The sequence below is a fragment of the Variovorax sp. WDL1 genome, from assembly GCF_001541225.1.
Lineage (GTDB): Bacteria > Pseudomonadota > Gammaproteobacteria > Burkholderiales > Burkholderiaceae_C > Variovorax.
On the sequence record NZ_LMTS01000049.1, the window covers coordinates 7,074 to 27,562 of the forward strand.

15 protein-coding genes are annotated in these 20,489 nt (G+C 67.3%); 4 read left to right on the plus strand and 11 right to left on the minus strand.

Annotated features, from left to right (window positions below):
- Positions 1–150 precede the first annotated feature (150 nt).
- From glgX to APY03_RS07960, 6 genes are all read right to left on the minus strand, one after another.
- Positions 151–2,334 carry a glycogen debranching protein GlgX gene (gene glgX / locus APY03_RS07935; protein ID WP_068675599.1) on the minus strand — a complete coding sequence of 728 codons (2,184 nt, stop codon included), beginning with the start codon at positions 2,332–2,334 and terminating at the stop codon, positions 151–153.
- Positions 2,331–3,041 (minus strand): mechanosensitive ion channel family protein, encoded by a 711-nt coding sequence (locus APY03_RS07940; protein WP_068675601.1) that lies wholly within the window; start codon positions 3,039–3,041, stop codon positions 2,331–2,333. The genes glgX and APY03_RS07940 overlap by 4 nt, the downstream gene beginning before the upstream one ends.
- A 43-nt stretch (positions 3,042–3,084) precedes the next feature.
- Entirely contained in the window at positions 3,085–6,420 is a 3,336-nt protein-coding gene (gene treS / locus APY03_RS07945) for a maltose alpha-D-glucosyltransferase (RefSeq protein ID WP_068675603.1), read from the minus strand.
- Between the two features lie 12 nt (positions 6,421–6,432).
- Positions 6,433–8,478, minus strand: a complete 2,046-nt coding sequence (locus tag APY03_RS07950; RefSeq protein WP_068675605.1) for an alpha-1,4-glucan--maltose-1-phosphate maltosyltransferase — start codon at positions 8,476–8,478, stop codon at positions 6,433–6,435.
- Positions 8,471–10,357 carry a 1,4-alpha-glucan branching protein GlgB gene (glgB, locus tag APY03_RS07955; RefSeq protein ID WP_068675607.1) on the minus strand — a complete coding sequence of 629 codons (1,887 nt, stop codon included), beginning with the start codon at positions 10,355–10,357 and terminating at the stop codon, positions 8,471–8,473. The genes APY03_RS07950 and glgB overlap by 8 nt, the downstream gene beginning before the upstream one ends.
- Positions 10,358–10,535: 178 nt before the next feature.
- Entirely contained in the window at positions 10,536–11,438 is a 903-nt protein-coding gene (locus APY03_RS07960; RefSeq protein WP_068675609.1) for an NmrA family NAD(P)-binding protein, read from the minus strand.
- A 142-nt stretch (positions 11,439–11,580) separates the two neighbouring features.
- Between APY03_RS07960 and APY03_RS07965 the strand changes: the two genes are divergently transcribed.
- The 4 genes from APY03_RS07965 to APY03_RS07970 all read left to right on the plus strand — a co-directional run bounded on the left by APY03_RS07965 (position 11,581) and on the right by APY03_RS07970 (position 14,625).
- Positions 11,581–12,549 (plus strand): AraC family transcriptional regulator, encoded by a 969-nt coding sequence (locus APY03_RS07965; protein WP_068675611.1) that lies wholly within the window; start codon positions 11,581–11,583, stop codon positions 12,547–12,549.
- Positions 12,550–13,063: 514 nt separating this feature from the next.
- Complete coding sequence (locus APY03_RS41300; RefSeq protein ID WP_146039254.1) at positions 13,064–13,399, plus strand: hypothetical protein; 336 nt, start codon at positions 13,064–13,066, stop codon at positions 13,397–13,399.
- 595 nt (positions 13,400–13,994) lie between these two features.
- Positions 13,995–14,204, plus strand: coding sequence for a hypothetical protein (locus tag APY03_RS45600; protein ID WP_443082802.1), 210 nt, complete (start codon positions 13,995–13,997; stop codon positions 14,202–14,204).
- A gap of 64 nt (positions 14,205–14,268) precedes the next feature.
- Positions 14,269–14,625 carry a hypothetical protein gene (locus APY03_RS07970; protein ID WP_068675613.1) on the plus strand — a complete coding sequence of 119 codons (357 nt, stop codon included), beginning with the start codon at positions 14,269–14,271 and terminating at the stop codon, positions 14,623–14,625.
- 55 nt (positions 14,626–14,680) lie between these two features.
- On the opposite strand, the gene APY03_RS07975 is transcribed toward APY03_RS07970, so the two are convergent.
- The 5 genes from APY03_RS07975 to APY03_RS43410 form a co-directional block, all read right to left on the minus strand.
- Entirely contained in the window at positions 14,681–16,234 is a 1,554-nt protein-coding gene (locus APY03_RS07975) for an amidohydrolase family protein (protein ID WP_068675615.1), read from the minus strand.
- Positions 16,235–16,352: 118 nt separating this feature from the next.
- Positions 16,353–17,861, minus strand: coding sequence for a CYTH and CHAD domain-containing protein (locus APY03_RS07980; RefSeq protein WP_068675618.1), 1,509 nt, complete (start codon positions 17,859–17,861; stop codon positions 16,353–16,355).
- Positions 17,862–17,895: 34 nt separating this feature from the next.
- Entirely contained in the window at positions 17,896–18,147 is a 252-nt protein-coding gene (locus APY03_RS07985; protein WP_068675619.1) for a hypothetical protein, read from the minus strand.
- A 102-nt stretch (positions 18,148–18,249) separates the two neighbouring features.
- Positions 18,250–18,633, minus strand: coding sequence for a hypothetical protein (locus tag APY03_RS07990; RefSeq protein WP_068675621.1), 384 nt, complete (start codon positions 18,631–18,633; stop codon positions 18,250–18,252).
- A gap of 178 nt (positions 18,634–18,811) precedes the next feature.
- Positions 18,812–20,489: Mur ligase family protein (locus tag APY03_RS43410; RefSeq protein WP_232324190.1), on the minus strand; the 1,678-nt coding region annotated here is incomplete at its 5' end.

The following is a 20,489-nucleotide window of genomic DNA, read 5'->3' on the forward strand; positions in this document are numbered from 1 at the left end:
GCCAGCCGTCGCCGTCGCGCACCATCGGGTGCGAGGAGGGCGTAGTGCCGAGCTCCAGCACCACCTGCTCCACGCCCGGCGCCCACAGCGCGAAGCGCACGCCGCCGCCTTCCAGCAGGCTGGCACCGAAGGGCATCGCGTGAGCGCCGTTCATGCCGGAGCCTGCGCCGGTGCTTGGCCGCTCGAGCGGGCCGTGCGGGTCATGAGCACGAAGGAGCGGCTTTGCAGCCGGTAGCGGGGCTCGGCCCAAGGCTGCGGCAAGCCGGCGCCCGCCTGGCCTTCCTCGGGCGGCAAGGCCCCTGTGGCCGTGTCGAGCAGCAGGTGCCAGGGCTCGCCTGCCGTCGGCAGCACGAAGTCGAGGTCCTCATGGTGGGCGCTGAAGAGCAGCAGGAAATCGTCGTCGCGCACGGCCTCGCCCCGCGGCCCGGAGTCCGTGATCCCAAGGCCCGACACCAGCATGGCCAGCGCGCGCGCCTCGCCGTCGTTCCAGTCCTCGGGCGTCATCTCGCCCCCATCCGGGCGCAGCCAGCAGACGTCGTTGACGGTGCTGCCCGGCGGCGGCTGGCCGGTGAAGAAGCCGCGGCGGCGAAAGGATGGATGCATGCGGCGCAGGGCAATGACGCGCCGGACAAAGTTCGTCAGCGCCTCGCGCTGGTCATCGGGACTCCAGTCGAGCCAGGTCCGTTCGTTGTCCTGGCAATAGGCGTTGTTGTTGCCGTTCTGCGTGTGGCCGCGCTCGTCGCCGGCCAGCAGCATCGGCACCCCTTGCGACAGCAGCAGCGTGGCCAGCAGGTTGCGCATCTGGCGCGCGCGCAGCGCGAGCACGGAAGGGTTGGAGGTGGGGCCCTCCTCGCCGCAGTTCCACGACAGGTTGTGGTTGTTGCCGTCGCGGTTGTACTCTCCGTTGGCTTCGTTGTGCTTCTCGTTGTAGGAGACCAGGTCGTGCAGCGTGAAGCCGTCGTGCGCGGTGACGAAGTTGATGCTGGAGTTCGGATGCCGGCCGGACCAGCCGTACAGATCCTGCGAGCCGGTCAGGCGCTGGGCGAACTCGCCGAGCTTGCCGCCGTCGCCTTTCCAGTAGGCACGTACACCGTCGCGGTAGCGATCGTTCCATTCCGCGAAGCCATAGGGGAAGTTGCCCACGCGATAGCCGCCGTGGCCCAGGTCCCACGGCTCGGCGATCAGCTTCACCCGGTTGAGCGTGGGGTCCTGGCGGATGGCATCGAAGAAGCCACCCAGGTTCTCCACCTTGCCCGACTCGCGCGCCAGTGCCGCCGCGAGGTCGAAGCGGAACCCGTCGACGTGCATCTCCTCGACCCAGTAGCGCAGCGAGTCCATCACCAGCTGCAGCGCGCGCGGGTGCTCGAGGTTGACGGTGTTGCCGCAGCCGGTGAAGTCGTCGTAGAAGCGGCGGTTCTCGCCGTTGATGATGTAGTAGGAGGCGTTGTCGACGCCGCGCAGCGAGAGCGTCGGCCCCATCTGGTTGCCTTCGCAGCTGTGGTTGTAGACCACGTCGAGGATCACCTCGATGCCGGCGGTGTGCAGCGTCTTCACCATGGTCTTGAATTCCTTGACCTTCTGCGAAGCGCTGTAGCGCATCTCGGGCGCGAAGTAGCACAGCGTGTTGTAGCCCCAGTAGTTCTGCATGCCCTGCTCCGCAAGGTGGCGGTCGTTGAGGAAGGCATGCACCGGCAGCAGCTCGACGGTGGTGACGCCGAGGCGCCGGAGGTAGTCGATCACCGGTGCGGAACAAAGCCCGGCATAGGTGCCGCGCAGCTGCGGCGGCACGTCGGGGTGCGTCATCGTGAAGCCACGCACGTGCATCTCGTAGATCACCATGTCGTGCCACGCGATCTGCGGCGGGCGGTCGTCGCCCCAGGTGAAGGCGGGCTCGAGCACCCGGCCCTTCGGCATGAGCGGCGCGCTGTCGCGCCGGTCGAAGGACAGGTCCTGGCGCTTGCTGCCCACGGTGTATCCGTACAGCGCATCGCTCCAGCGCAGCTGGCCCACCAGGTCCTTGGCATAGGGGTCGATGAGCAGCTTGTTGGGATTGAAGCGATGTCCCTCCTCGGGCTTGTAAGGGCCATGCACGCGATAGCCGTAGGCCAGGCCGGGCCGCGCCTCGGGCAGGTAGCAGTGCCAGACGTCGTCGGTGCGCTCGGGCATGGTGATGCGGTGGCGCTCGTGACGTCCCTTCTCGTCGAAGATGCACAGATCCACCTTGGTCGCGTGCTGCGAGAAGAGCGCGAAGTTGACGCCTTCGCCATCCCAGTGGGCGCCGCGCGGGTAAGGGCGGCCGGGCCAGACAGTGGTGATCAGATCGTTGGTTTTCATCGGCGAAATTTGCGCTCTTCGAGGCGTTCTGCGGGGTCCTTGTTCTCGCGTGGCCACCATTGCTCGATGCGTTCGGCTGCCCAGTCCTTGCCGCCGAGGCCGAAAGCCAGGGCCAGCGCGAAGACCACGCCGGCCAGGATGACCAGGAAGCTCTCGCGCACGATGTCGCCGCCGACCTTGATCTGGTCGAGTGCGATGAGCACCACGAAGACCAGGATCGCGTACTGCGCCAGCTTCCCGAGGAAAACGGCGTCCTGCAGCTTGACGTTGCGGCCATAGGCGGTCACGGTGTCGCCCACGAAGCGCGCGAAGTACGAGCCGAAGGCCAGCACCAGCAGCGCGACGAAGACATTGGGCACGAACCACATCACCTTGCCGATCAGGTCGCTGATGTAGGTGAGCCCCAGGCCGTTGAACGCGATGAGCAGCGAGGCGAGGATTACCAGCCAGTACACCAGCATGCCGAACACGCTGGTGGTGTCGCCGCGCATGCCGCCCTGGCGCAGGAAGCCGTCGAGGCCGGCGCGCTCGGTGAGCACGTTGAAGTTGATGGCGCGCAAGGCCTTCACCACGGTGAAGCGCGCCAGCTTGGCGAGGAGCCAGCCGGCGACCACGACCACCACCGCGATGAGCAGCCGTGGCAGGAAGGCGCCGATCTGGAACAGGATGGCCCGCAAGGGCTCCAGGTGAATGCCGAAGCTTTCCATGATGCTTTTCTCCGTTGACCCGTGCGTGCGCGGCGGGCGTTCGTCAGGATACGGCGTCGCGACCCGCCAGCGCCAGCAGGCCCTGCAGCGGGACCTGGACCCAGTCGGTGCGGTTGTTCAATTCGTAGCGCAGCTCGTACAGCGCCTTCTCGAGTTCGAACAGGTCCAGCAGTTGCAGGTCGACCGCCATCGCCGGCGCTGCGTCTTCCATGGTCTTGAGGTAGGCGGACAGGAAGGCCTCGCGGCTGGTCGTCTCCCACTGGCGCACCGGCTGCGCCAGGCGGTGCAGCTCGTCGGTGTTCTGCGCCACGCGCTTGAGCGCCGACCAGCGTGCGTAGTTGAAGGAGCGCAGCATGCCGGCCACGTCGCGCAGCGCCGAGCCCTTGGCGCGGCGCTCCTCGAAGGCGCGCGTTGGCTCGCCCTCGAAGTCGATGATGACGAAGTCGTTGTCGCTCACCAGTACCTGGCCCAGGTGATAGTCGCCGTGGTAGCGCGTCTTCAGGCCATGGCCGTCGCCGATGGCTGCGCAGGCGCGCGCCGCGAGGCGGCTTTCCTGCGCGAGAAGGGCCTGCGCATCTTCCTGAGCGGGTGCGGGCAACTGGGGCAGCCGCTCGCGCAGCAGGGCCAGGGTGGTGGCGACATCGGCAACCGCGTGCTCGCGCATCGCCTCGATGTCCTCCGGGGCGAGCGGCTCCGGGTCGAAGGCCGGATCACCGGTGCGGCGCGCGAGTGCCAGGTGCAGTTCCGCGGTGCGGCGGCCGAGCACACCCATGAGCGCGGCGAAGCCGCCATGGGCCTGCGCCGGCGCGACGACGGCGAGCGTCTCGGGCGCGGTGCGCAGCTCCTCGAGGAAGCGCTCCACGTAGCCCAGCGTGTACACCCAGCCGTCGCCCTGGTTCTTCACGTAGCGCTGGACCATGGCCAGGGTCGCGGTGCGACCGTCGTTGCCGATGTATTCGAGCGCGCCCAGCACCGGCACGCAGTGCGGGTAGTGCACGACGCTGGTGAGGAAGCGCCCCATCTCGACCTCGGGGTTGATGCCGTCGCGCACGCGCCGGTAGGCCTTGAGGAAAAGGGTTTCGTCGAAGGTCACGACCGTGTTGCTGCTCTGCGCGCCCGGGCGGCCGACGGCCAGCGCGTCGAGGTCGGCCTCGATGCGGCCGAAGGCCTCGGTGGGCGTGAAGCGCAGGCGCCCGTGGGATGCCTGCAGTTCCATGCCGTCGCGCACGGCGCGCACCATCGCGCGGCAGAAGACCTCGTCGTAGAAGGCATCGGCCATGACGCCGACATTGGCCTGCTGCCGCACCTTGGCGACGCCTGCCTGCGTCAGGCGGTTGAGCCGGTCTTCGTCCTGCTCCTCCCAGGCCAGCGCCAGCGGCACGAAGTAGGCCGACGCCTCGGGCGGCCCGTCGAGCGAGACCAGCGGCAGCATCCAGCTGAAGCCGTCGCCGTCCCACACCGCATGGTCCACCAGGCGGGCGCGCTCGACCGCCGAGCCCTTGGCCCCGTACCAGCGCTGGATCTCGATGAAGCGCGGAAGGGTGTCGGTCTCGAACTGCGTGAGCATGCGCTCGGCCATGCCGATGCGCCAGGGCATCACGCGGTCGCGGAAGAAGCTGGTCCAGCCGTCGAAGAGCACCAGCGTCGGGCGGTCCTGCAGGCCCACGCCTTCCTGGTGCCAGCTGGGCATCTCGGCGTCCTGCGCGAGCCGGAACCAGTAGAAGCCGTAGGAGGTCAGGGTCAGCAGGTAGGGCAGCTCGCCGATGGGGGGAAAGGAGGTGCGCCCCAGCATCTCGACAGGGATGCTGCCCTTGTAGGCCGAGAGGTCCAGTTCCACCGGCTGAGCCGCGCGCGAGAGATTGAAGACAGTGAGGATGGTGTCGCCCTCGTATTCGCTGAGGTAGGCGAGGATCTTGCGGTTGCCCGGCCGCAGGAACACGCGCCGGCCGCGGCCGAAGGCCCTGCTGGTCTTGCGCACCGCGAGCATGCGCCGGGTCCAGTTCAGCAGCGAGCTGGCGTCGCGCGCCTGCGCCTCCACGTTCAGGGCCTCGTAGCCGTACATCGGGTCCATGATCGGCTGCAGGTAAAGGCGCTGCGGGTCGGCGCGCGAGAAGCCCGCGTTGCGGTCGGGACTCCATTGCATCGGGGTGCGCACGCCGTTGCGGTCGCCGACGAAGACGTTGTCGCCCATGCCGATCTCGTCGCCGTAGTAGATGATGGGCGAGCCCGGCATCGACAGCAGCATCGCGTTCATCAGCTTGACGCGGTCCATGTCGTTTTCCATCAGCGGCGCGAGTCGGCGCCGGATCCCGACGTTGATGCGGGCGCGCAGGTCGGCGGCGTACATGAGATACATGTAGTCGCGCTCCTTGCTGGTCACCATCTCGAGCGTGAGCTCGTCGTGGTTGCGCAGGAAGATGGCCCACTGGCAGCCCTCGGGGATCTCGGGCGTCTGCTGCACGATCTCTACGATCGGGTGGCGGTCCTCCTGTGCGATCGCCATGTACATGCGCGGCATCAGGGGGAAGTGGTAGGCCATGTGGCATTCGTCGGCATCGCCGAAGTACTCGCGCACGTCCTCGGGCCACATGTTGGCCTCGGCCAGCAGGAAGCGGTTCTTGTACTGCGCGTCGATGGCGGCGCGCAGCTGCTTGATCACCACGTGGGTCTCGGGCAGGTTCTCGTTGCTGGTGCCGTCGCGCTCGCAGAGATAGGGAATGGCGTCGAGCCGGAAGCCGTCCACCCCCAGGTCGAGCCAGAAGCGCATGGTCTTGAACACCGCCTCCAGCACCTTGGGGTTGCTGAAGTTGAGATCGGGCTGGTGGCTGAAGAAGCGGTGCCAGTAGTAGGCCTTGGCCACCGGGTCCCAGGCCCAGTTGGAGGTCTCGGTGTCCGTGAAGATGATGCGCGTGCCCTGGTAGAGCTGGTCGGTGTCGCTCCACACGTAGAACTCGCGCTCGGGCGAGCCCGGCGGCGCGCGCCGCGCGGCCTGGAACCAAGGATGGTCGCTGGAGGTGTGGTTGATGACCAGCTCGGTGATGACGCGCAGGCCGCGCTTGTGGGCCTCCTCCAGCATGATCTTGAAGTCGGCCAGCGTCCCGTAGTGCGGGTGCACGTCTTCATATTCGGCGATGTCGTAGCCGTCGTCGCGCAGCGGCGAGGGATAGAAGGGCATCAGCCAGATGGTGTTGACGCCCAGGTCCTTCACGTAGTCGAGCTTGGCGGTGACACCCTTGAAGTCGCCATAGCCGTCGTCGTTCGAGTCGAAGAAGGCCTTGACGTTGAGCTGGTAGATGACCGCATCGCGGTACCACTGCGGATCGTCGGTGCTGTCGATCTCGACGGTCTCCAGGAGCAGGTGCGATACGGGTGCATTCATGTCAACAGGCCCCTAGAGGAAGTAGTCGAAGTCGCGTTCATCCCGTACGCGCCGCCGCACCAGGAAGACATGGGCCGGCACGCTGTGCGGATCGAGCCGGATGAAATGGCGGCTGCCTTGCCAGAGGTAGCGCTGGTTGCTCAGAAGGTCGTGCATCTGGAAGGGATGCGCGGGCTCGCAGTCGACGAAGTCCAGGTCCAGCTCGAGCCAGCCCGACTGTACGTTGTGCGGGTCGAGGTTGACCACCGTCACGATCACGTTGCTGCCGTCGGCCGAGCGCTTGGCATAGGCGAGCAGCTCGCCGTTGTCGATGTGGAAGAAGCGCAGGCTGCGGTCCGCATGCAGGGCCGGGTTCTCGCGCCGGATGTGGTTGACGCGGGCGATGAAGGGCGCGAGGCTTTGCGGGTCGTCGTGGTTCCAGCGGCGCAGCTGGTACTTCTCGGAGTTGAGGTATTCCTCGCTGCCCTGCTCGCGCGGCAGGTGCTCGCGCAGCTCGAAGGCCGGGCCGTAGATGCCGTAGCTCGCCGACAGCGTGGCGGCCAGCACCAGGCGGGCCATGAAGACGGGGGTTTCTCCGCCCTGCAGCCGCTCGTGCAGGATGTCGGGCGTGTTGGGCCACACATTGGGGCGGAAGTACTCGCTGCCGAGGCCCTGCGAGAGCTCGGTGAAGTATTCGGTGAGCTCCTGCTTGGTGTTGCGCCAGGTGAAGTAGGTGTAGGACTGCGAGAAGCCCAGCTTGGCGAGCCGGTGCATCACCTTGGGCCGGGTGAAGGCCTCGGCCAGGAACAGCACGTCGGGGTGGGCGCGCTTGAGCTCGGTGATCGCCCATTCCCAGAAGGGAAAGGCCTTGGTGTGCGGGTTGTCGACCCGGAAGATCTTCACGCCCTCGGCGATCCAGTGCTCGAACACGCTCTTGAGCTCGGTCCAGAGCCCCTGCCAGTCTTCGGTCTCGAAATTGAAAGGATAGATGTCCTGGTACTTCTTCGGCGGGTTCTCGGCGTACTGCACGGTGCCGTCGGGGCGCCAGCGGAACCAGGCCGGATGCGCCTTCACGTACGGGTGGTCGGGCGCACATTGAAAGGCGATGTCGAGTGCGATCTCCAGGCCGTGGCGTTGCGCCTCGGCCCGCAGGTGCTGGAAGTCCTCGCGGGTGCCCAGCTCGGGCAGGATGGACTTGTGGCCGCCTTCCTCGGCACCGATGGCCCAGGGGCTGCCGACATCGCCGGGTTGCGCCGCGAGCGCGTTGTTCTTCCCCTTGCGCTGGATGCGCCCGATCGGATGGACGGGCGGAAAGTAGAGCACGTCGAAGCCCATGGCGGCGATGGCCGGCAGGCGCGCCTCCACGTCCTTGAAGGTGCCGTGCCGGTCGCCTTCGGGCGCGGTCGAGCGCGGGAAGAGCTCGTACCAGGTGCTGAAGCGCGCGCGCTCGCGGTCGGCCACGAGCGGCAGCTCCACGGGGTAGTGCGTAGCCAGGCGGCGGTCCGGATAGCGCTCGGTCAGGACACACAGCGCCTCGTCCAGCGCGAAGGCCTTGAGGGCGGGCGCGTCCATGCTGCTCCCGAGTGCCGCGGCCTCCAGCTCGCGGCTCCAGCGCGCCAGCGCCTGGGCATCGGCGCCTTTTGCGCGCTCGGCCGCGGCGGCGATTTCATGCGCCCCCACCTGCGAGGCGATGCGGATGTCCTCCGGATCGACGCGGCGCGCCATGTCGTGGCGCCAGGACTCGAAGGCGTCGACCCACGCGGTGACGGTGTAGCGGTAGCGGCCGATCGCGGGCGGCGCGAATTCGGCCTCCCAGACATCGTTGCCCAATGCCTGCATCGGCAGCTCGGTCCAGTCGGCATCGGCTTCGGGGCGCCAGCGCAACATCACCCGCAGCACATCGTGGCCGTCGGCGAAGCAGTGGGCCTGCACGCGCAAGGCCTCGCCGGCCACGCGCTTCACCGCGAAGCGGCCGCCGTCGACGTTCGGCAGCACGGCATCGATGACGGCACGCACGCGGCCGTCATCGCCGTCCGCGCGTTGGATTGTCGGGACGGGCAATGGGGCGGCCTTAGGCATGGGGGTCGTGCTCCAGGATCAAGGTGGAAAGTGGCGGGAGCGTGAGACAGAGCGAGTGCATGCGGCCGTGCGAACGAACGGGCGAAGCCTCGACGCCGCCGAAGTTGCCCCAGCCCGCGCCGCCGAATTCGCTGGCGTCGCTGTTGAGGCGCTCGCGCCAGAAGCCGCCGTTGGGCACGCCGAGCAGGTAGTTGGTGCGCGGCACCGGCGTCATGTTGCTGACGACCAGCACGGGTGCACCTTCGCGTGGCTTGCGCAGGAAGGCGAAGACGCTGTGCTCGGCATCGTCGGCCACGACCCACTCGAAGCCGGCGCCCGAGAAGTCGAGCTCGTGCAGCGCCGGCGTGGCGCGGTAGAAGTGATTGAGCTGCGCCACGAAGCGCTGCAGCCCCGCGTGCCCGTCGAGCGCGGCGACCCACCATTCGAGCTCGCCGTCGTGGGTCCATTCGCGGCGCTGGCCGAACTCGCCGCCCATGAAGAGCAGCTTCTTGCCCGGATGCCCCCACATCAGGCCGAACAGCGCGCGCAGGTTGGCGAACTGTTGCCAGTTGTCGCCCGGCATCTTGCGCAGCAGCGAGCCCTTGCCGTAGACCACCTCGTCGTGCGAGAGCGGCAGCACGAAGTTCTCGCTGAAGGCGTAGACCAGCGAGAAGGTCATCTGGTGATGGTGATACCGGCGATGCACCGGGTCCTCGTGCATGTAGGCCAGGCTGTCGTGCATCCAGCCCATGTTCCACTTCATGCCGAAGCCCAGGCCGTCCATGTCGGTCGGGCGGGAGACGCGCGGCCAGGCAGTGGATTCCTCGGCGATGGTGACGGTGTCGGGGTGCTCGCGGTACACGGCGCGGTTGAGGGTCTGGAGGAACTCGATGGCCTCCAGGTTCTCGCGCCCGCCGTGGCGGTTGGGGATCCATTCGCCGTGCGCGCGCCCGTAGTCGAGGTAGAGCATGGAGGCAACCGCATCGACGCGAAGCCCGTCGATGTGGTACTTGTCCAGCCAGAACAGGCCCGAGGAGACCAGGAAGCTGCGCACCTCGTGCCGCCCGTAGTTGAAGATGCTCGACTTCCACTCGGGATGGAAGCCCTGCATCGGGTCGGCATGCTCGTAGAGATGAGTGCCGTCGAAGTAGCCGAGGCCGTGCTCGTCGGTGGGGAAGTGCGAGGGCACCCAGTCCAGCAGCACGCCGATGCCGCGCTGGTGCAGGTGGTCGACGAAGTACATGAAGTCCTGCGGCGTGCCGTAGCGCGAGGTCGGCGCGAAGTAGGCGGTGGTCTGGTAGCCCCAGGAGCCGTAGAAGGGATGCTCGGTGACGGGCATCAGCTCCACATGCGTGAAGCCCATCTCGCGCACGTAGTCGGCCAGCAGGGGGGCGAGCTCGCGGTAGTTGAGGAACTTGCCGTCGCGGCGCCGCCAGGAGCCGAGATGGACCTCGTAGGTGGACATGGGCGCATCCAGTGCATTGCGCGCGGCGCGCGTGGCCATCCAGTCGCCGTCGCCCCACTCGTAGTTGAGCGACCAGGCCCGCGAGGCGGTGGCCGGCGGCGTCTCGCAGAAGAAGGCGAAAGGGTCGGCCTTGTCGACCTGGTAGCCGCTGTGGCGCGAGCGGATGCGGTACTTGTACGCCTGGCCGGGCGCGACCTCGCAGGCGGTGCCCGTCCAGATGCCGCTGTCCTCGTGCGCCTGCAGCGGATGGGCATCGCCGTTCCAGCCGTTCCAGTCGCCGACTACCGACACGGAGGCCGCATTCGGCGCCCAGACCGCGAAGCGGGCGCCGCCCTCGTTGCGGAGGTGGCAACCCAGTTGATCGTAGAGACGGGAGTGCGTGCCCTCGCTGAAGAAGTAGCGGTCCTGGGCACTGAAGGCGGGGGTGATGGGCACTGCGGGGTCCTTGGCATTCGAGGGCCGCGGCCGTGCGTGAACGCAGCCGGTTCGGCGTTGAACGGACCTTTGTAGGTGCGCCGCGGCGCGCCGGCAATGGCCGCTCGCGCTTCAGCTTGTCGGACAGCGGCGCGTCTTGAGACGTTGGAGGACCTTCGCCTTACTATTCCGATCCGGCTCAGCTCCGCCGATAGGCAGCAGCGAGCTCGGGGACGAAGTCCTCGAAGCGCGTGGGCGTCGTGTTCCCGGGCGTGCGGCCTGCCCGAGGGGCGACCCGCTCTTCATTGAAGGCGCGCGTCATTTCCAGATAGAGCGCCACGAAGCTGGGCGACAGGCCGGCGCCGACCAGCGCTTCGCCCATCTCGGCCTCGGACAGCTGGACATAGGGCAGCTCGGGTCGGCCGATGGCCGTGCCGACCAGGCGGGCGATGTCTCGGTGGCTGATGTCGCGCTGGCCCAAAAGCTCGCGCACCGCCACGCCGGTCCAGTCGCGCGCCAGCAGTGCCTGGGCCGCAGCCGCGGCGATGTCGTCGGCCGCGATCATGGGCACGGGGAGATCGGGCGCGACGGTGTCGGCCAGCATGCCCGCTTCCTTGATGGTGCCGAGCGCGTCGTAGAAGTTCTCGAAGAAGGAGACCGGGCGCAGCAGCAGCAGGTCGATGCCGGCGATCCTGCGCAGGCGCTCCTCCTGCCGGTGCAGGCCGGCGATCAGGCCGGTGCCCTCGTGCACATCGGCACCCAGGCTGCTGAGCGCGACCACTCGGCCCGCGCCGCTGGCCTGCACGGCCTGCGCGATGGCCTCGCCTTCCTCGTCCTGCCGCGCCGCGTAGTCGGGGGCCTGGCGGTCGGTGGCCAGCAGGGTGTAGACCCCATTTGCGCCGCGGAAGGCTTGCGCCAGGAAAGCCGGGTCTCGGCTGTCGCCTGCAAGCACCTCGGCGCCGGCCCTCGCCAGCACGTCCAGCTTTTGCGGGTTGCGGCCGATGGCGCGGACCCTGGCCCCTGAGGCCAGCAGGCGCCGGGCGATCTTGCCGCCGGTGTTGCCGGTGGCGCCCATGATGGCGAAGAACGGGGTGGTGGTCATGATCGGGGCTCCAGGAGTCGGTTGAACATGGCGTCCACTATGGTGGGCCGATCCGGGCTTATCAATGACTCGAGGTCGCTGATCGTTGCTCATTCGTCCAAGCCGGCTGGACGCCAGGTAGAGCGGCGCCCATACTCGCAGCATGCCGATCGCCGATGCCTTTACCCCCGTGGACCCGCTGGGCGAAGCCCTGCATTTTCTGCGCATGAACGGCGTCTTCTACTGCCGATCCGAATTCAGCGCGCCCTGGGGCCTGGCGCTGCCGCCCATGGCGCAATGCCTGATGTTCCATGTCGTGACATCCGGTCCCTGCTGGCTCGAGGTCGACGGGCTGGAGCCGCAGCGGCTGGCGCCTGGCGACTTCGCGCTGGTGCCGCACGGCGCCGGCCACAGGTTGGCAAGCGAGCCGGGCGCCGAGGCGGCGGGGCTCTTCGACCTGCCGCGCGAGCAGCTCAGCGAGCGCTACGAGGTGCTGCGCCATGGCGGAGGCGGCGCGGCCACCCACCTTGTCTGCGGCGCGGTGCGCTTCGATCACCCGGCCGCGCAGCGCCTGGTGCAACTGCTGCCCGCGGTGATCCGCATGGACGCCGAGCGCTCGCCCGAGGCCGAATGGCTGGGCAGCACGCTGCGCTTCATGGCCGCGGAGGCCAGCGCGCTGCGGCCGGGCGGCGAGACCATCATCACGCGCCTGGCCGACATCCTCGTCATCCAGGCCATCCGCTCGTGGATGGCGCGCGACCCGGCCGCGCGCACCGGCTGGCTCGGCGCGCTACAGGACCGGCAGATGGGCCGCGCCATTTCCCTCATCCACCGCGAGCCGGCGCGGCCGTGGACGGTGGCATCGCTGGCGTCCGAGGTCGCGATGTCCCGCTCCGCCTTCGCCGCCCGGTTCACCGCCATGGTCGGTGAACCGGCTATGCACTACGTGGCGCGCTGGCGCATGCACCTCGCGCTCACGCTGCTGCAGGAGAAGAATGCGCGGCCGGTGGAGCTGGCGAGCCAGCTGGGGTATCAGTCGGAGGCGGCGTTCAGCCGGTCGTTCAAGCGCTTCATCGGGGTCTCGCCGGGTGCGGTGCGGCGCGGGCAGGTTGGCGTGCCGCGTGGGTTCTGAAAGGTAGTCGCTGCGAGTCTCGTCAGCTTTAGTTTGATCCATTGGCCCACAGGCAGAATGCGGACGAGAGCAACTGTCGGGCGTTGTTCGGAGGCTTCATGTTCAGGATGGCGCCGTACTTCTATGCATCGTGGCCGGGTGCGGGGGGCACCGCGCCTCCCGGTTACGCTGTGTGCTCGACCCAGCCCGGCAGGAACCAATTACATCGTTACACCCGGCGGAACCGTCTTTCCTGTGCCGCGCGGCGCTGTGGGGCCTACGCCAACTACGAATGGAGCAGGAATTCCAAATGAAATCGCCTTCACCGTCGGCTCAGGGGGTTCCAACGGCCAAGTGTCCACTATGCGAATAATGGATCCCACACGAGCAGGAGGTGGGAATCCCGGATACCCCAACGGATACATAAAATACGAAAACAATGCGACCCCGCGACCCCAGGGCGTTGATCCGTACACGGGACGTGTGCTTGCTCGTTCGGAGCAGCATTTATCCAATAGATTGATGATTGAATAAAATGACCAAAATTTCTCCCTTGTGTAAATTGATCGGGCATAGGGTCGTGGAATTTAGCTACGAACCAGAACGCATGGGAGCCTTGTTTGAAAATGGCTCCGCATTGGCCATCTACAACCAAATGTCAGTTCAAGATACTAGAAACAGAGGTGATCTCTCGGTTGCGGAGACATCTGTATTAAGCGTGCGGGAAGACAATGATATTGCTTGTATTGAGTTTGACAATGGCATTGTTTGGGCAATTGATCTATCGGATGAGGCGTACTCTGGTCCAGAGGCGATGCAGTTAAACGTGGTGGGCGATCCAATTGTTATTTGGCGTATAGGAAAGAGCTAAACTTTTGGGAGTAGTGCGGCGGCGGTGGCGGCAACGGAGCTGTGGGCGGAAGCGGTGGTCCGACATATAGTGGCGGCGCAGCATCAGGAAATCGCGAGATTTGTGCTTCGATGTGCGGACGAAATAGCGAACACGCCAGCTGTAGAGGGTGTCGGCTTGCATTTTTACTTGCGAGAGTATTCAAACTTCAACGAATTCAAAGGTGACTTGGTCTTTATTCAAATATCAGAATGAATGAAGTCGGCTGCATAGGTGCTGGCGACTTCGGCTTAATGGAAATGAGCTTCCATTCCTTCAGCGAGCAGTTTCCCCTAGTCTGCGGCGAGCTTGAAGACTTTGAACGCCGCTCTGATCGAGCCTCGTCAATTTGCAGTGGTCGCACTTGTCGTTTGAGACGGGGCTCCGTGTGGCCTCGTCGCGCACGTTCTGATACGGCGCCACCAAGGGCGCCCCGTATGGGCGGATTGCAGGAGGGCACGGGGCCTCGCATGCGTGGGCAAGGGCCTTCGCTAGATCCCACAGAAAATGTTGCCCCCTGGAACAGTCCTGATGCTCACTGGCCAATAAGGTAAATAAATATGGATATCAAGGAATTTTGAAAACTATCTATGTCGGGGACCGCGGCTGCAAATCGGTGCTAATGGACGGTCGGAAGGCGGCGCTAACATCAACTATCGCTTCGACCCTTCAGGAGTTTCAAGTTTTCAAGAAGGAAAGGCCAGCGGGTTTGCAGACTTCACAGTGTGCGACAACACTGCGTGCTATCAGATTCGCGCGGAGAAGAGATCGGGTGTGGGGTAGTTAACTACTGCCAAGAAGTACCCACCTCTCGGTTGCGAAGCCAACGGAATTGACCGCAAGGACTCCCGATGAGCGACAAATTCGATGCGCGCGCTCCCTGGGATGCCTCCTTCGCGGCCAGGCTTCCCGGAAAGCTGCTGCTCGTGGGCCTGACCTACCTCGATGCTGATGGCAAATTGATCGACAAGCAGCAGATCTTCGGCCGCATCATGTCTGCCACGCCGCGCGACGGCATCTCTCTCCGGCTGGAGGGGCGCCGCACGGGAGAGCGCTACTCGCTTCCGCCGGACACGCGCGCATTCCGCAAGGTCAGGCCCGGCCAGTACCGGCTGCACGCCACCGGGGAGGTCGTGGTCGATCCGGACTACACCGTCACGTTCACGATTCAGAAGCAAGCTCGCCGTCCACCGGCGACGATCCACTGATGCGGCCTCAGCAGGCCAGGGCATCGGAGCGGCGCCGTCTTCGTGCGTCGCAGCGTCAATTGGGACGGAAGAGGTTCTGCGGAACGCCTGCCGCGTTGAAGAGGTAGTCGCGCGAGGCTTCCAGGTCCCGGCGCAGCCGGCGCAGGTCGACATCGAGCAGCTTGCCCTTCCACTTGCGCACCTTGCCGGCGACGATGACGGTCTCGACGTTGGAGCGCTCCATCAGCGATACCACCGCACCCGGCACGACGTTGAGCGGTGCCACGTTGATCGCCTCGGCGTCGAGGATGATGATGTCGGCCTCCTTGCCCGGCGTGAGCGAGCCGGTCTTGCGATCGAGCCGCAGGTCGCGCGCGCCTTCCATCGTGGCGAAGCGCAGCACATCGCGCGTGGTCAGCAGTTCCGGCAGGGTGGGTGGGTTGTTCTGCTCCAGCGCCATCTGGTTGACAAAGGCCCGCTGCAACGCCATGGCGCTGCGCATCTGGGTGAACATGTCGGCCGTCAGGGTGCATTCCACGTCCACGCTCAGCGATGGCTGGATGTCCAGGGACAGCGTCTTGAGAATGGGTGGCATGCCATGGCGCATGTTCATCTCGATCGGGACGGCGAGCGAGACGCCCGCGCCGGCATCCTTCACCTTTTGCCAGCTCATGTCGGACATCCCGGTCATGTGAATGAACAGGTTGTCAGGGCCGAACTGGTTGGACGCTGCGAGCGCATCGAAGATCGGGCCCATGCCGAAGCTGCCGACGATGTGGGCCACCACCTGCAGCCCGAGCTGGCGCCCGAGGGTCCAGGCCACCGCGAAGCCCGGCAGGTAGATCTCGCCGCCCATGGTCATGGACAGGAGCTGATCGTCGGAGCTGAAGTACTGCCCCTTGATGCGGGCAGCATCCGCCGGGTACTGGTTGCCGGGAACGTTGCCCGCGCTCTCGAAGTAGCCGAACACGCTGCGCCGCCCCGAATCGGCCAGGCCCTTGATCGCGGCGTCGGAGTGCTGCGGCGAGTGATGGATCTGGGAGATGTCGTGCACCGTCGTGACACCCGCGTCGAGCTGGCTGAGCGCGCCGAAGAGCTCGCTGATGTAGACGTCCTGCGGCCGGTACACCGGAGCGAACTTGCCGAGGATGTGCTCGAAGTAGTTGATGGCGCCGTGTGGCTTGCCGTCGTTGAACAGCAGGCCGTCGGCCAGGAAGCTGCGCAGCGCGGTCTCGAACTGGTGGTGGTGCGTATCGATGAAGCCCGGCATCACGATCTTGCCGCGGGCGTCGATCACGGCGCCGAACGCTGCCAGGTTCGGCCCGACGGCGAGGATCCTCTTGCCTTCGACCAGCACATCGGCCTGGACGAAATCTCCGACTTTCGGGTCCATCGACATGACGTGGCCGCCCCGAATGACATAGCGCCGGCCGTGCCGGCCGCTGTCTTTGGGGGTGTCGTCGTCGTCCTGCGCTGCAGCAACCCGCCCGGTGAACAGGCCCATCCCGGCGGCCGCAGCAGCGGTCCCCGTCGTCCCGGCCTTCAGGAAATTGCGCCGTGAATAGCTCGCAGGATCGCGCGTTGAGCGGGAATGGTCTTGCGGCCTGCCTTGATCGCACAGTTTGCACATCGGGATGTCTCCTCCAGTGTGGAGTCATCCGGAATGACGGCTCCTGGGATCTTCATAGGTGGAGCAATCCGCGGTGTAAAGCAGTGTTACATCGCCGGCGGGCCGAGGCCCCGGCCGGCTAGGGCTTCCAAAAGCGGCGCGCCTGGGCGATCTTGTCCAGTGCCGCCCGGCATTCGAGCGCACCCTGGGGCTGCCGCGCCGACAGCCAGCCGACCGCGAACCAGGCCCGGCCATCGTGGCTGGCCGCCTCGCGGTAGGCGCTGATCGCCACGGCCGCGTCGTTGTGCTCGCCCAGGGCATCCTGGGCGGGGCGCAGTTCCTTCAGGTACCGCGCGGCGCGGCCCTCCCCGAAGATCGGCGCGACGAACTCGGCCAGGTACCGCAGGCGCTTGAGCCGCTTGCGGACCCGGTGCTGGGCCTCGGGTTCCAGCGCGTCGAAGCGCCGGCCGTCGCGCACCACCTGGCGGTGCAGCTTCGACAGTCGCGCGCGCAGGGGCTTGCGGGCCGATTCCCCTTGCTGCTCGGCCTGGGGAGCGCCGGGGGGGTGTTCCTCCGGCGGCAGCGATGCGGCGATCAGGCTGATCAGCGCCAGCTGGAAGTCCTGGCCACGCACCACGGCGGCCGGGTCGGGCTCCGGCTCGGCGGGCTTGGGCAAGGCCACCGGCGGGCCGCCGGCGGCTTCGATCTGCGGCAGCATCGTCGTCTCCAGCTGCTCGCGATCGCGCTGCCGGCCCAGCGCGCGGAAAGCGTCGACCAGGGCGGGCTCCCAGGCGGGGTCGATGGCCGGCGCGAAGTCGGACAACTCGCGCAGGGCCGTGCGCAGGCGGCGGATGCCGACGCGCAGTTGATGCACATGCTCGGGTTCGGGGCTGCCGGCGGCCACTTCGCTGGCGTTGGGCAGGATCTGCGCCAGGCAGGCGCTGATCACGGCGCGGAACACCTGCGGGCCGTCCATGTGCACGTCCACGGCGGGCGCTTCGGCCTTGACCGCCTCCCCGTACTCGATGCCCTTGGCGAGCCGCTCGCCGCGCGCGGCCTTCGAGACCGTGTCCAGCGAGATCCGGTAGCGCAGGCGCCAGCGGCGCGCGAGCTCGAGCAGGGATTGCGGGCTGCCGCTCTTGAGCTCGATCTCGAGCTCGCACAGGGGATGCATGCGGTCGCCCGCGCGCACCTCGCCACGGTCGAAGGCGAGTTCGACCCGGGCATCGCCGGTGCGCATCTGGCGCATGGTGCGGCGGATGTCGGTGGCGTGCAGCGGCATCAGCCGTGCCTCGGCCGGCTCCTGGCCGGCGGCGCGCAGCGCCTTGTCGATCAGCGCGCCGACGGGCGTGCCGGCGTGGCGCTCCAGGCGCGGCAGCGGCACGTCGCTGGCCTTGGCGGTCTCGATCGCGACGTTGTGCTCATGGCGCTCCAGCGTGTTGGCGCCCGGCGCCTTGGCGGTCTGCACCCAGCGCGGTCCTTCCTTGCGGATGCGCAGGACGATGCGCTGGGCCGCCAGCGCGCCATCGGCGGTGTCGTAGTAGAGGGCTTGCAGGCGTTCCCGCGTCGAGCGGCCGCGCGCAACCGCGCCTTCGACGGCTGCCCGGTCGTGGGGATCGACCTGGAACTTGAGCTCGAATTCGGTCACGTCTTGTTCAGACGGCAACCCGCCGGCAGCGTGCTCAGCCCGGGAGCTCGCTGACTTGCAGGGACAGGTCGAACAGCTTGGATTTGCTCGCGTAATACCGGTCGAGCCGCCATTCCTTCAGGATGTCCATCGCCAGCTGAAAGCTCTTGTAGTCAAGGTCATAGAGGGTGACCAACTCGAAACTGCGCTCGGATTCGAGCGCCAGGACCAGGCGGGCGAGGATCTGGGCCGATTCGTTGGCCGGGTCCGTCTCGATGAAGCGGCGGGCGACCTTGATGGCGTTCATGGGCTGGGTTCCTCCTAATGGTCCCAGAACTATAGCCATCCCTACTTACCCTTTTGTGACAGTCTCGTGACAGTGTAGGTCTTAGGTTGTCGCTCGACGGGCTCACTGAACCGGCACCGGAATGGGCGTCACGGTCTCGCGAATCAGGCCGCCACCCAGCACGCTACCCTCGATCGAGGTTGTGCCCGTTCCGCGCATTCGAGCCTCGCAGGCGGCGCGATCGGCAGGCGGCTGCAGGGCGCAGCGGGCCAGGGCGTTGTGTTCGTAGCTGGTGGGAGGCGCGCTGGTCAGGCCGCCGCGCCGGCCTTCGTAACGGGCGGCGCCCGCTTCGCGCAGGCAGGCACTGCGATCCTGCAGAACGCCGTCGCAGGCGGCGCGCTCTTGCAAGTAGCTGGAGTCGGTGCCCTGCGCTGCGCCGAGGGACGGCAGCGCGAGGCTGGCCGCGGCAAGCACGAGGGCGAAGTTCGAACGAATGGTCTTGTTCATGAAGGTTGCTCCTTTCAGGGCAGGGCGGCGCGAGATGACGCCGGCCGGACGGGCAGTGTGGGCCACCCGTGAGGCGAAGCCTGTGGGACTGGTGCGGCCCTCCGCCCGGCGGCCGTGCCGCGGCTTCATGTGGGACAGGTCCCGCACGCCGGCCGGAAGCGCGCTGGCGTTCGGCCCTTCAGGCTTCGGCGATGCGCTTTGCCAGGTGAGCGAGCGCTTCCTCGACCTGGTCGACCAGGATCAGCGACAGGTCGCCCGGCCGCAGCCGCTCCAGCGCGGTGTCGATGGCGATGAACTCGCCCCGGATCTCGTCGATGGCGCGGGTGCGGGTGGCGCCCTCGAGGCCCTGCCGCAGCAGCGCCATGACTTCGCCGTCGGCCCGGCCGCGCTGCGCGGCATCCTGGTAGAGGATCACGTCGTCGAAGGCCTGGCCGAGGATGGCAGTCTGGTCGCGGATGTCGCAGTCGCGGCGGTCGCCGGCGCCGCTGATGACCACCGAGCGCTTCCTGGCGGGCATGGTGTCGACCGCGGCGACCAGCGCGCGCATGGCATCGGTGTTGTGGCCGTAGTCGGCGATCACGGTCGCGCCTCGGTAGTCCATCACGTTGAAGCGGCCCGGCACGCCGGCCGCGTCGTTCTTGAAGCTCGCGAGGCCGCCGCGGATGCTGTCCCAGTCGAGGCCCACGGCCCAGGCGGCAGCGACGGCGGCCATCACGTTGTCGACCTGGAAGCCGATGCTGCCGTTGCGCGTGATCTGCACGTCGCGCAACGGAATTCGCTCGCGCCACGATCCCTCCGCGGCGACCAGCATGTCCTGGTCGACGTAGACGGTGCGCTTGCCCTGCGCGCGATGCGTGGCCATCACGGGGTGCTGCCGGTCGCGGGCAAAGAAGATCACGCTGCCCGGGCAACTCGCTGCCATGGCCGCCACGTTGGGATCGGCCGCGTTGAGCACCGCGCAGCCGTGCGGCGCCACGTTGCGCACGACCACGCGCTTGAGCACCGCCAGGTCCTCGACGGTGGTGATGTAGTTCAGGCCCAGGTGGTCGCCGCTGCCGATGTTGGTCACAACCGCCACCTGGCAGCGGTCGAAGCCGAGGCCTTCGCGCAGCACGCCGCCGCGCGCCACCTCGAACACGGCGGCATCGACGTCAGGGTGCAGCAGGACGTTGCGAGCGCTCTTGGGGCCGCTGCAGTCGCCGCTGTCGGCCTGGCGGCCGTCCACGTACACGCCGTCGGTGTTGGTCATGCCGGTGCGCATGCCGCTGCCGGCGAGCAGGTGGTTGATCAAGCGTGCGGTGGTGGTCTTGCCGTTGGTGCCCGTCACCGCCACCACCGGGATGCGGCCGTCGTCGCCGGGGGCGAACAGGGTGTCCATCACCGCCTCGCCGACCGCGCGGCCGCGTCCGAAGGAGGGCGAGATGTGCATGCGCAGGCCGGGCGCGGCGTTGACCTCGACCACGCCGCCGTGCTGCTCCTCGAGCGGGCGCAGCACGTTCTCGCAGACCATGTCGACGCCGCAGATGTGCAGGCCGACCATCTGGGCCGCATCGACGGCGCGCGCCGCGACTTCGGGGTGCACCGTATCGGTCACGTCGGTGGCGGTGCCGCCGGTCGACAGGTTGGCGTTGTTGCGCAGCACCACGCGCTGGCCCAGCGCCGGCACGCTGTCGGGCACGAGGCCCTGGGCCTCGAGGCGGCCGATGGCGATGTCGTCGAGCCGGATCTTGGTCAGCGAGGTCGCATGCCCTTCGCCGCGGCGCGGATCCTGGTTGACCAGGTCGACCAGCTGGCGCACGGTCTGCCTGCCGTCGCCGATGACCTGCGGCGGGTCGCGGCGCGCAGCGGCGACCAGC

Bases quoted from the DNA above. Each gene is read 5' to 3' on its own strand.
- glgX (WP_068675599.1), bottom strand. From the start codon at position 2,334: ATGAAAACCAACGATCTGATCACCACTGTCTGGCCCGGCCGCCCTTAC.
- APY03_RS07940 (WP_068675601.1), bottom strand. From the start codon at position 3,041: ATGGAAAGCTTCGGCATTCACCTGGAGCCCTTGCGGGCCATCCTGTTC.
- treS (WP_068675603.1), bottom strand. From the start codon at position 6,420: ATGAATGCACCCGTATCGCACCTGCTCCTGGAGACCGTCGAGATCGAC.
- APY03_RS07950 (WP_068675605.1), bottom strand. From the start codon at position 8,478: ATGCCTAAGGCCGCCCCATTGCCCGTCCCGACAATCCAACGCGCGGAC.
- APY03_RS07960 (WP_068675609.1), bottom strand. From the start codon at position 11,438: ATGACCACCACCCCGTTCTTCGCCATCATGGGCGCCACCGGCAACACC.
- APY03_RS07965 (WP_068675611.1), top strand. From the start codon at position 11,581: ATGCCGATCGCCGATGCCTTTACCCCCGTGGACCCGCTGGGCGAAGCC.
- APY03_RS41300 (WP_146039254.1), top strand. From the start codon at position 13,064: ATGACCAAAATTTCTCCCTTGTGTAAATTGATCGGGCATAGGGTCGTG.
- APY03_RS07970 (WP_068675613.1), top strand. From the start codon at position 14,269: ATGAGCGACAAATTCGATGCGCGCGCTCCCTGGGATGCCTCCTTCGCG.
- APY03_RS07975 (WP_068675615.1), bottom strand. From the start codon at position 16,234: ATGTGCAAACTGTGCGATCAAGGCAGGCCGCAAGACCATTCCCGCTCA.
- APY03_RS07985 (WP_068675619.1), bottom strand. From the start codon at position 18,147: ATGAACGCCATCAAGGTCGCCCGCCGCTTCATCGAGACGGACCCGGCC.
- APY03_RS07990 (WP_068675621.1), bottom strand. From the start codon at position 18,633: ATGAACAAGACCATTCGTTCGAACTTCGCCCTCGTGCTTGCCGCGGCC.